The following is a 12,939-nucleotide window of genomic DNA, read 5'->3' on the forward strand; positions in this document are numbered from 1 at the left end:
ATAATAATGCTCAACTAATTTACATATTTTCAGTCATATAATAAACTTCTTCATATAGTACACTCCTTTAATAAACTCCTTTTTTTCTCTATATTCTCTATATTCTTTATATAATAAAAACACAAGGCATTTTATATGGTGCCTTGTGTTTTTACATAAATTAATTTTTATTTAAGAAAATATTATATTCAGTAAAACTATTCTCCTAAAATGCTATTCATTACTATTTGAATGTCAGCTGTATCTACTATACCATCTCTATTTATATCAGATTTCTCACTTAGAGAATTACCTGGTATAACATCACCTTGATATTTAGATACTATTGACAAGTCTCCTACGTTTATAACTCCATCACCATTGACATCAGCTGAAATCTCATCCTCTTCTAATGCATAATTTAGAGTATAAACATTCTTAGAACCAGATTCTGAACGAACAACTATTGTTGATTTATTTTTATAAACCGGTAAAATAGTTATTGCTGCATTCTCATCTGCTAAAGCTTCTACAGTTGTAGGTAATGTTTCTAAATTAACTGTATACTCAGTGGTATTAGGATCAAAACCTTCTAAAGCTTTTCCATCTAATTTAATTTCAGATAAAGTATTATTTGTATTAGCATTCATTTGTGGTATATACTCATAAACAGCAACTTCTGATAATCCAATACACTTTCCTACTTCAGGTTGTTGCATGTATATACGTATGCTATCAGTATTTATTACTTCATCTAAGAAATAAGTTGTCTCTCCAGCAAGGTATGATACCTCTGTTGTATTTGAATGAGGAGCAACAACATATTCACCAGCTTCATTTTTATAACTTATTTCAACCTTCTTAGGAATTCTTCCATATACATTATCAGTAAATAACCATAAATCTAGTCTATCTACATCATATTTATTTTCCCAATCTAATTGAACATATGCCCCTTTAGGTTCTCCATTTACTGTTAAGTTACGCTCATTCCAGTTTGTCCAACGCTCTCTTGTATCTAAGCTATTATTAGTTATTCCATTATTAATAGCATTTAAATTATCTGATTGAGAAATACAACTTTGACTTAAAGTAGGAATATCTTCATTAGAAGAATTATTTATAGCAAGATTAGAAGCTGCTTTTAAAGCCTCAACTACACGCACTGTTGAAGTTACAGTATATCTCTTACCTAATAAAGAAACCTCTCCTTCAACAGCAACTGTTGTATTAGGTTCACTAAAATCTACTTCTTCTAAATTCCAATCTACTTTAAATTCTTCACATTCTCCTCCATCTGCCAAATATCCTTTTACTGTCTTAGGAAGTGTAGGAGCTTGTCCAGCATATGTGAATGTCGAATAGTTTTCCATTGAAACAACATCACCAATTACGTGAACATTAACATTTACAGCAACATCTGTTCCTTCTAATTTACCATTCACCTTAAAGATCTGTGGAGTATCTAATTCTGACTCATCATATTCATTCCATAAGATATTAAAATTCTCAGTTGTTCCATCGCTATATCTTCCCTCTACAGTTGATGGTAATTCTGGCTTTTCACTTAAATTAACATAATAGTCTTTAACAATTTCATAAGACTCTAAGAATTTATCATCTCCAGCATTGTTTACAGTATTAATTTCTATAGATTGAGATTGTAAACCCTCTCCAGAAACATTTAATGTCATAGCACCTGCATCCTTAGTTGATTGTACTATTACTAAGGCTTTACCACTTAATGCCTTTCTAGTGGCAGTTGTATCACTTGTAGGTTTATAAGATTCTGTATCAGTTTGATCTCCATTATCAACACCTACAATCTTACCATTACCCTCTAATTCAAAGTTTAATCTATTAGATGCACCTGGAACTATATTTCCATCCTCATCTACTATATCTACAGTAATATAAGATAAATCATATCCATCAGAATCAATAGTATCTCTATCTGCACTTAGTTTTACAGTAGTAGGGTCACCTGTTGTTGTAACTGACTTTCTACCTTCTGTATTTGTAATTTCATTTCCATCCTTGTCATATGCCTTAGCAGTTAAAGTACCTTCTTCATAAGGAACGTTAAATACTGGATATAATGAATCATTTCCAAAAGTATAGTATTTATAACCAGCCTCAGTTGTATGCTCAGTTGAAGTTTGCTCTCCAACCTTTTCATCATTTAGATATAATTCTACTTTATGAGCATCAGTAAATACATTTACCTCAACATTTCTATTTTCTATAACTATATCTTCTCTATTCCATGTTGGAAGTACATGTAATGTATTTACATCATCATTCCATTGACTTTGATATAAATAATATATATCTTTTTCAAAACCTGCAGTATCAACTATACCAAAGTAACTTGATTTTGGAGATGGACCATTTCCACCACCAACACTACCACTACCAGTACCATTCCAAGGAGTAGGCTCACCTATATAGTCAAAGCCTGTCCATACAAATTCTCCTGCATTATAGTCATTCTTTATAACGAACTTCCAAGCGTCACTAGCTGAGTGTCCCCAACCAACTCTTGTAGTATCATTGTCGTACTCTGAAATACGATGATTTCCATAATCTATTCCTTTTGTTTTATAATATCCTCTAGTATGAACTGCACTACTAGTTTCAGAAGCATATAATGTCCAATCTGGATGTCTTTCTCTTTGTTGTGCAACTTGTCTCTCATTAGCATAGTTAAATCCAACTAGTCCACCATTATCATCAACTACTTCTGAAATAGCCTCTGCCGTTCTATCACCATTTTTAGTTCTGTTATCACCTATAGTAACAGGTCTTGTTGCATCTTCTGCCTCAATCCAATCAATTATATCTTGAGCTACATTAGTATAGTTAGATGCACTTCCACTAATTCCTTCTAATACCTCGTTACCTATTGACCACATTATTATTGATGGGCTATTCTTAGAATTTTTGACCATAGATCTAGCTTCAAACTCTCCCCATGTCATTCCTGATGTTCCATTTATAATCTCATTTTCCTCTTCTATTACTTCATTAAAGTACTTAGAAAAGTCATTTACGTTTCCGTTCTTAGGATTTGTCCATGTATCAAAAGCTTCATTTATAACCAATAGTCCTAAACGGTCACAAATTTCTAGTAACATGTCACTTGCTGGATTATGAGAAACACGTATTGCATTAACTCCCATTTCCTTCATTATTTCCATTTGACGCTCTACAGCACGGTAGTAAGAAGCAGCTCCTAAGGCTCCTTGGTCGTGGTGCATACAAACACCTTTTAATTTCATCATTTCTCCATTTAATGAGAATCCAGTATCTTTATCAAAGTTATAATATCTGAATCCAAAGTCTGTGAAATAAGTATCCACTACTTTACCATCTATTAAAACTTCACTTTTCACTTTATACATATTAGGATTGTCAACTGACCATAAATCTGGTTTATTGACAATACCAGTTTGATTGAAAGTTACACTCTCATTAGCAGCTATAATTTGTTCACTTATTACTGGTTCACTAACTTCCTCTCCATTAGCATCTAATATAGTACTTTTAACTGTAACATTAGATTCTTCTATGGATTCGTTTTCAACAATAGTCTCAATAGCTACGTCTACATTACCATCTTTTTGTTCTTCAATATTTGGAGTTGTAACTGTCGTTCCTAAATGAGAAACATGGATAGAATCTGTAACACTTAATGTTACATCACGATAAATCCCACTTCCTGAATACCATCTACTAGTTGGCACAGGATTAGATACCTTAACAGCAATTATATTTTCTGTTTGTCCATCACATACTAATGCATCAGTAATATCAAAGGCAAAAGCAGTATAACCATAATTATGTTCACCTATCTTTTTACCGTTTACATAGACTTCTGCATTCATATACACACCATCAAAATTTAATGTAAAGTCTTTACCATCATACTTTTCAGGAACTACAAAGCTTTTACGATACCATCCAGTCCCTCCTAATAAAAATCCACTTTCAGCTTCTCCTTGTACAGTAAAGTCTCCTTCAATACTCCAGTCATGAGGTAAATTTAATCCTCTCCAAGAAGAATCATCAAAATCTACAGCCCCTGCACCTGATGGATCACCCTTAAAGAACTTCCAATTGTCATTAAAGATAGTTGACCGTTCTCCATCCTTAATAAATCCAACATGTACTGTTTCAGATTCTGGAACTTGTCTTGTTTCAGCCATTACTAAAGTAGGTGACAAAGTTAAAGCAAAAGCTAATGCTACCCCTAGAGCAGAGCTTTTTTTGTGAAATGGTTTCATGTTACTATTCCCCCTTTTAATTAGCATAGGTTAAAGTTAATAAAACTATAAATTATAGAAGTGTTAATTTCTTATAATTAATTTAAGCCATCAACCTATATTACTTTTATTAACTATTATGTATAATAATAACATTTTATTAGTGAACAGTAAAGTATTAACAATTTTTATATAAATACTTTTTCTTTATCATTTTAATTAGTTGATAATTCTAATTTATTATTCTAAAAAAGATATATTACAATGTTTAATGATAATACATCTTAATATTAATAAAGCTAATTTTTAACTAAAATCATCCATTTATTTATGTATATCATAAGTTTCAGAAATATAAATATTTTAATATCCTTAACAAAAAACACATTGAAAATAAATTCAATGTGCTTTTTTTATATAATACTATTCTTCATACAAAATACTGTATAAATTTTCATATTGTTGATATTCCTATTTATTATATCTTTTCTAGAACTATTTAAGGTTATCTTATGTTATAAGATTTTAATTTAAATTATCTTTTTATTTCTTAAATATTATATGAAATAAATTAATAAAATATTGTTATAACTACTGTAACAAATGTAAATTTATTATTCTAAAATCCTGGAAAAAAAGGAAATGGAGGTACAAAAAATGGATATCCTAATAATCCTATTCTATGAATGTTACGCATTGGAAATTTTCTTCTTCTAAAGCGTCTATGCCTTCTTCTTCTTCGAGGTCGATAACCAAAGGATTCTTGTCTATCCATTAGGTCTTCCATATCATCCGTTATTACATCTTCACCAACTAATACAGTAGCATTATCAGCATCTACATCATCCATAATACCATCAAATGTACTTCCATCTCTCATTACTATGACAACATGATATGTCATACAGTTTTTGCATTGATCATATAGAGTACTTTGATCTCTATAATAATCCATAAATTCTAATGACATTTTATACCAACTCCTTTCCATATCATGCTATTCACTTGTACTATTATTGGTGTCATTCTTTTTAAAATTTTTATAGCTAATATAATTAATTCATATCTATTTTCAAAGAATACCCGCACACCTATTAAATTTAAATGTGCGGTTAAAAATTTATCCTACTAAATAATATTTACTTAATTAGACTCAGTTAATCTTTTATTTAATTATTTAATATCTTATTGTTTATATTCACAAGTCCAATATCAAATACTTTTTCTCCATATATGTGAACTTCAAAAGTTACTGCTGCTCCAGAATTTTCTTGGTCTGGTCTTGCATATGCTTCAAAATATTTATAATCACTATAATTATTCCAAATATAAATATAATAAAGAACAAAAATTAAAATTCTCTAGCAACTTTTTTTATTTTATCTTGTAAATTTAATAAGCTTTTTCTGATCTCAGAAAAATTTCCACTTAATAACCTCTTATTTTTAACAACAATCTTACCATCAACCACTACTAACTCTACATTACTTACATTAGCTGAATATACTATAGCCGCATAATAATCATATATCGGTTGCATGTTGACTGATTTTGTTTCTATTAAGGTTAAGTCTGCTTTTTTTCCTTCTTCTATGGATCCAACTTCTTTATCTATACCTAATACTCTAGCTCCACCTATAGTTCCCATTTCTACTAACTCTACTGATGGCAATACTGTTCTATCATTATTGAATAATTTATGGATTTTTCCTACCTGTGACATTTGAGTTAATATATCTAAAGTGTTTCCACTCATAGGACCATCAGTTCCAAGCCCCACATTTATTCCTGATTCTTTAAACTTTAATATAGGAGCTACTCCTTTTGCTCCCTTAGCATTTGCCCCAATATTATGAGATACTTTAGCACCATTTTTCTTTAAAATCTCTATATCATAATCATTAACTAAAACTGCATGAGCTGCTATAAAATTAGAGTCTAAAACTCCAAGCTTATCTAAATATCCAACAGGAGTAAGATTATATTTTTCTATACACTCCTTTAACTCATAATCCATTTCTGATAAATGCATAGTAATAGGAACATTATATTTTTTACTGATTCTATAAGCCTCTTTTAAGGATGCATCCGTATTAGTGTATGGTGCATGAGGCGCTATTCCTGGAGTTATTAAATCATCATCTTTCCATTTTTCTATGAAATCTATTGAATAATCTAAACCACCAAAAGCCTCTTTAGAATCTGGTGAAGGAAAATCTACTATTGTTTCACATAGTATACCTCTCATATTTAATTCTTTTGCGGCCTTAGCTACCTCATCCTCAAAATAATACATATCACAAAAAGTGGTTACTCCTCCTAATAGCATTTCTGCTATGGCATATTTAGCTCCTATATAAGTTAATTCTTCATCAACTAATCTTTGTTCTAAAGGAAATAAATATCTCTTTAATCTATCCTTACAATCATCAGCTAAACTTCTAAAAGGTACCATAGAGCCATGAGTATGACAATTTATCATACCAGGCATTAAGATTCCCTCTTCTCCATCTATTACTTCAACTTTATATCCATCTCTTTTAAATATTTCCTCTTTACTTACATCATCTCCAACATATATTATTCTATTTCCTTCAAAAGCAACTATCCCATTCTCTATAATTTCTTTATTTTCATTCATAGTAAGAACCGTAATATTTTTTACCAAAGTTACTCTTTTATCCATATTTTATCCTCCAAACATTTACTAAAAATAAATTAAAAATAAGAGGCTGTATCCCCCTATGATACACCCCCTTACTTTATTTTTATCCTAATTTCCTATACTTCAAAGCAGAGTTTTTTATTTAAATAAAGAAACAATACTACACTTTTTAACGTCTATTAATCCCTTATCTGTTATCTTTAAAGCAGGGCTTACTGGTAACGACAAGGTACTAAATGACATAATTTCATTCATATGATTATATCCTAAATCTCTCATAGCATTTCTAACTTCCCCTAGTTTTTCTCCTATGATTTCAATAGGCTCATCACTAACTATTCCGCCTATTGGCAGTTCTAATTTAGCAATTACTTCATTATTATTTGAGACTACATATCCCCCCTTAGAATATATAACCTCATTAGCTGCTATAACCATATCCTTAATATTTCTACCCATCACCATAAGATTGTGATGATCATGAGCCCAAGTAGTTGCTATTGCTCCTTCTTTTATAATTTCCCCTTCTACTAATCCAAAAGCTATATTGTTACTTTTACCATATCTTTCAAAAACAGCAATCAACGCACATTTACTATTTTCCCACTGTAAAAGATTATTATGAATATCTAAAGTTACTTCTCCCTCTTCTGTAAAAGTAGTATTTTTCGCTACCTTCATAGTCCTACAAGTTACTTTATTTTCATAATTCTTCGGTACTTTAACTAACAAGCTTTCTCTAGTAACTTGACTTAATTCTAAACTATTATAAAATCTATAATCTAAAGTACTTTTCTCCTTAAAAAACTCTTCTTTTAACCCCTTATCTCTATTAAAAACCATTTCCCCATTTTTATAAACTTCATATATATTAAAATCTTCTATATTATCTAGTAATATAAAATCTGCCACCTTTCCCGGTGCTATTGCTCCCCTATCCAAAAGATTCATTCTTCGAGCTGGTGTATATGTAGCTACATATATTGCATTTTCTATTGACATTCCGAGCTTTACAGCCTCTTTTACCAATTCATTCAGATGCCCCTTAATTAATTTATCTGCCATTACATCATCTGTTGCCAAAGCAAAATGCTCATATAAATTATTTTCAACTAAAAACTTTATATTATCAGCCGTCATTGATTTGTGTTGCATTTCTATAAACATACCATCTTGTATTTTTTCTTCAAGAGAGGCTAGTGTTTGTTGAGTATGATCTCCATTAACTCCTCTATAAATATAAAGAGATAAATCCACCCCTTGAATTTTTGGACAATGACCCTCTAAAGGTACATTCTTCTTTTTGCTTACGTTTATTATTTGATTTATATTAGAATCCTCATCTTCTATTAAATCCTTAAAGTTCATTACCTCTCCAAGACAAAGAATATTATCATATTCTAATAATTTCTCTACCTCATTAGGAGTTATTTCTCCACCTGTTGTCTCTAAGGAACTTGAAGTTGAAGGAACCGAACTAGGTATGCCATAAAATATATCTAACTTTTCCTTAGACTTAATAAATTCTTCTATACCATGAACACCAAAAACATTAGCTATTTCATGAGGATCAGCTACTACTGTAGTGACCCCATGTTTTATTGCAGCCTTAGAAAATTCACTTGGAATAGTCATTGAACTCTCTATATGCATGTGTATATCTATTAAACCTGGAATAATATATTTTCCATCTCCATCTATTATATTTTTAGATGTTAATCTATCCTCATATTCTTTTCCTATATGAATAAATTTCCCCTTATTTATTAAAACATCACCTTTTATAAACTTTTTGAAATAGCTATTATACACATTTAAGTTTTTAATAATTAATTCTGCTTCCATTCTATTACCTATAAACTAGTTCATTATTCTGTTCCAGTTATTAACCCATTCATTCATTACTGAGTTAACGAATTTAAAGTCTATTACTTTTGCATTATCAAGTACTGGTCCATATGTTAAGTTCTTAGTTTCCTCTTCTGTTAACTTAACTTCCTTGTTAACTGGTGATTCATTTAAAGCCTTAGCAGTTCTTTCTTGAACATATTTACTTAGAGCGTAGTTAATAAATTCATAAGCTAAACCTTTATTTTTTGAATTTTTATTTATGTTTATTGTATTAAAGTTTAAGTAAGTTCCTGACTCTGGTATTACATTTATAACCTCTGGTTTAGCTTTTGAAATTGTTCCATAAGCAAAATCTGATGCTACTGCAGCTACTATTTCACCATTTGAAAACATATTTGCTAAATCTGAAGATTTACTATAAGTTTTAACAACATTTGGCTTTAAAGCTTCTAACTCTTTAAATGCAGCTTCTCCATTATCAGTTTTTACATCTACTCCAGCTTTCTCTGCAGCTATTTCTACCATTGCAGGCCCATTAGTTGTTGTAATATCTGGTATAGCTATCTTATTTTTAAGCTCTGGCTTCCATAAATCTTCCCAAGAATTTATTTCAATTCCTGCTGAAGGATCTACAATTATTCCTATACTGTTTAATGTGTATGCTGGTCCATAGCCTGCCTCTACTGTAGCTTTAGCTTTTTCATTCATTTCATTTGCATTAGGAATCTTTGAATAATCTAATTCATCAAATATTCCTGCTTCAATTCCTTGTTCAGCATAAGACTCAGCTAAATAAGTTACGTCAATTTGTGAGTTGGGATTATTTTTCATTTTAGTTAATCTCTCTGAGTTATTACCCACTTCTAAAACTATTTCCACTCCATGTTCTTTAGCAAATGGATCAAATACTGTCTCTTTTAATACATCTTCATTTAGTCCCCAAGTTGAAACAACTAATTTCTTTCCTGCTTCTGCTCCCTCTGTCTTTCCACATCCAACCAAGGCTGTTCCTAATACTAATCCTGTTAATAACGTTGCTAAAATTTTCTTTTTCATAAGCTACTCCTTTATAAACATATTTTTTTATATTTAAATTTTATAAAACTACTATTTTATCTGCTGGCAATTGAAGTTTTATCTTTTGCCCTTTTTCATATACAATGCTGTTTTCACTGTTTACAATTAAATTTCCCATATCAGTTTTAACATCATATTGATATGCTTTTCCTAAGAAAGTTCTTATTTCTATAACACCCTCTACTGTATTTTCTAAATCCTCATTTACAATTTTTATATCATCTGGTCTTATAGTTGCTTTTACTTCATTTTTATCTTTCACTTTATTAACTCTTAACTTAATTCCAACCTCACTTTTATAAGTGTCCTCTGATATCTTAGTTAAATCTATAAAATTTTCAAAACCTACAAATCTTGCAACGAACTCTGTTGCTGGATTTGAATAAATATTTTCTGGAGTATCAAATTGCTCTATTACTCCCTTATTAAGAACTGCTACTCTATCTGAAATTGAAAAACATTCTTCTTGGTCATGAGTTACGAATAATGTTGTTATTCCAAGCTTTTGTTGAAGCTTTCTTATTTCAACTCTCATTTTTAGTCTTAATTTAGCATCTAAATTACTTAGAGGCTCATCTAATAATAAAAGGCTTGGCTCTATTACTAAGGCTCTTGCTATTGCAACCCTTTGTCTTTGTCCACCAGATAACTCTTTTGGATATCTCTTTGCTAAGTGGCTCATATCAACAACTTTTAATATTTCATCAACCTTTGTTTTTATTTCTTCTTTATTCATCTTCTTCATTTTTAGTCCGAAAGCTACATTTTCCTCTACTGTTAAGTGTGGAAATAATGCATAGCTTTGAAATACTAATCCAAAGTTTCTATTATGAACAGGTATATTTGTATAATCTTCATCTCCTAATAAAAACTTTCCTGCTGTTGGCTCTATAAAGCCAGCTACAACTCTTAATGTTGTTGTTTTTCCACATCCACTTGGTCCTAAAAGAGATACTAACTCTCCTTTTTTAACCTTTAAATTTAAATTTTCTAATATGTTATTTTTCTTATCATAAGAAACATTTATATTCTGTAGGTTTATTAAATCCATATCTTTGTCCTCCAAATAAATTTTTAGCTAGATTTTATCCTGCAAAATTATTTAATCCTAATGTTTTTTCTAATATATACATAATTCCAATAGTTAATATCATTAATATCACTGATAAAGCCGATACTGTTGGATCGTAATTATATTCAACGTAATTCATCATTGTTGTAGGTAATGTGCTTACTCCTGGTCCAGTTAAGAATATGGATACTGGAACATTATTAAATGAATTTATGAAGGCTAAGATAAATGCTGCCATTACTCCTGATGTTATATTAGGTAAAACTACCTTAAAGAAAGTTTTTGATTTCTTGCATCCTAAACTCATAGCTGCTTCTTCTATGGAATAATCAAAGCCTTCTAAGCTTGATCCTACAACTCTTATAATGTAAGGAATTATTATCAATGTATGTCCAATAAATAAACTAGCATATACTGAAAGATTCATTTTTACTAATAAGAATTGGAATAATGAGAATCCAACTACTATTCCTGGGACTATTAATGGTGAAAAGAAAAAGCTTTTAACTATACTCTTTCCTTTAAAGTTATATCTACTTAATCCGTAAGCTGCAGGCATTCCTATAACTAGCGCCGCTAATGTAGCCACTGTAGATATCAGGAAGCTTGTCCCCATACTCTTTATAAATGATTCTGATTTAAATACCGTAGCAAACCATTGCAAGCTAAATCCCTTTGGTGGAAATGCTATATAGTTTTCCGTTCCTATACTTGTCATAGCAATAATTACTAGTGGTGCAAATAGAAATATATAAACTAAAACGACGAAGGCTGTTAGAACTTTACTCTTTTTCACTTTAAGAAACCCCTCTCTTATCTAATCTTGATGCTAGGAAGTTAATTCCCTTTATTACTATTAAAGTAACTATAATCATTATTGTTGCTACAACTGCAGCCCCTTGCCAATCTCCTAATGTCATAGTCTTTTGGTATATTAAAGTTGCTAAAACCGTATTTTTATTTCCTCCTAATAATTGAGGTGTTGTATACGCTGTTAAAGAACCTGTGAATACTAAAACTGTTCCAACAATTAAACCTGGTAAGCTAAGTGGAAATACAACTTTAAAGAAAGCTTTTAACCTATTAGCTCCTAAGCTTTCAGCTGCTTCTAATAAGTCATTATCTATATTTTCCATAACTCCTACTAAGGAAATGATCATTAGTGGTAAGAAAATATAAATTGTACCAACTATAATAGCTCCTTCTGTATATAAAAGGGATAGCGGTTCTTGTATTAAGTTAAACTTCATTAACAAAGTATTGATTATTCCATTTTTCCCTAAGATACTCATCCAAGCGAATGAACGAACAACTGAATTTGTTAATATTGGGAATACTGTTAAGGCTATAAGTAAGCCTCTTACCTTTTTAGAAACTCTTGATATGTAATAAGAAACTGGTACACCTATGAACATACAAATTATAGATGATACTAAAGATATCTTAATTGTTCTCCAAAATATTGACATCATATAAGAATCCGTAAAAAACTCCTTATATGCACTAAACATGCCACCATTGCTATTAGTAAAAGTAGGAATTATTACATCTAATAGTGGAACTATCATAAAATATGCTACTAATACTATGCAGGGTATAAATAATAAATAATGACTTATTTTCCTCATGCTTTTCCTCCATTTTAAGTAATATGTCTTGAATCATATTTAAATTTTTCTACATAATGTAATTTTATTCTACTTATTACTACGTATATTGTCAATTTATTCTTTTGTATTTTTCGTGTTTTTTCTCTTTAAAACCTTTTATTTTTGATTAAATTTAAAAAAATATTCACATTTCCATTTATTCACGAACAATATTAAAACTCTTAAAAAATTTTATTTTTATATAGAAATTATCTGAAGTCACGCAAAAAAAAGACAATAGTAAGTTGTTTAAATCCTCTTAACTATTGCCTCAATTTTATTTATTATGGTAAGATATTTTAAATTATTGTTAATTCAAAGATAAATAAATTATTTTTAACTACCAAACGATTTTTTATTAAGTTTTATTTATAATTCGGA

General features: G+C 30.0%; 8 protein-coding genes. All 8 read right to left on the reverse strand.

Annotation, left to right across the window (positions count from 1 at the left end):
* Nucleotides 1–197: 197 nt before the first annotated feature.
* A complete protein-coding gene (locus tag OIF33_RS00365) occupies nucleotides 198–4,265 on the reverse strand; it encodes a glycoside hydrolase family 2 TIM barrel-domain containing protein (protein WP_322502238.1) in 4,068 nt (1,355 codons plus the stop codon).
* Nucleotides 4,266–4,863: 598 nt separating this feature from the next.
* On the reverse strand, nucleotides 4,864–5,214 hold the full coding sequence (locus OIF33_RS00370) for a hypothetical protein (protein ID WP_322502239.1): 351 nt from the start codon (nucleotides 5,212–5,214) through the stop codon (nucleotides 4,864–4,866).
* Between the two features lie 381 nt (nucleotides 5,215–5,595).
* Nucleotides 5,596–6,930: an amidohydrolase gene (locus tag OIF33_RS00375; protein ID WP_322502240.1), complete on the reverse strand. Its 1,335-nt coding sequence runs from the start codon at nucleotides 6,928–6,930 to the stop codon at nucleotides 5,596–5,598.
* Nucleotides 6,931–7,047: 117 nt separating this feature from the next.
* Nucleotides 7,048–8,754 (reverse strand): adenine deaminase C-terminal domain-containing protein, encoded by a 1,707-nt coding sequence (locus tag OIF33_RS00380; protein ID WP_322502241.1) that lies wholly within the window; start codon nucleotides 8,752–8,754, stop codon nucleotides 7,048–7,050.
* A 15-nt stretch (nucleotides 8,755–8,769) separates the two neighbouring features.
* Complete coding sequence (locus tag OIF33_RS00385) at nucleotides 8,770–9,816, reverse strand: ABC transporter substrate-binding protein (protein ID WP_322502242.1); 1,047 nt, start codon at nucleotides 9,814–9,816, stop codon at nucleotides 8,770–8,772.
* Nucleotides 9,817–9,856: 40 nt separating this feature from the next.
* On the reverse strand, nucleotides 9,857–10,888 hold the full coding sequence (locus OIF33_RS00390) for an ABC transporter ATP-binding protein (protein ID WP_322502243.1): 1,032 nt from the start codon (nucleotides 10,886–10,888) through the stop codon (nucleotides 9,857–9,859).
* 34 nt (nucleotides 10,889–10,922) lie between these two features.
* Entirely contained in the window at nucleotides 10,923–11,705 is a 783-nt protein-coding gene (locus OIF33_RS00395) for an ABC transporter permease (protein ID WP_322502244.1), read from the reverse strand.
* A gap of 1 nt (nucleotide 11,706) precedes the next feature.
* Nucleotides 11,707–12,537: an ABC transporter permease gene (locus OIF33_RS00400; protein WP_322502245.1), complete on the reverse strand. Its 831-nt coding sequence runs from the start codon at nucleotides 12,535–12,537 to the stop codon at nucleotides 11,707–11,709.
* Between the last annotated feature and the right edge of the window lie 402 nt (nucleotides 12,538–12,939).

Origin of the sequence: Clostridium sp. LIBA-8841, assembly GCF_034439435.1 — a bacterium.
GTDB lineage: Bacteria > Bacillota > Clostridia > Clostridiales > Clostridiaceae > Sarcina.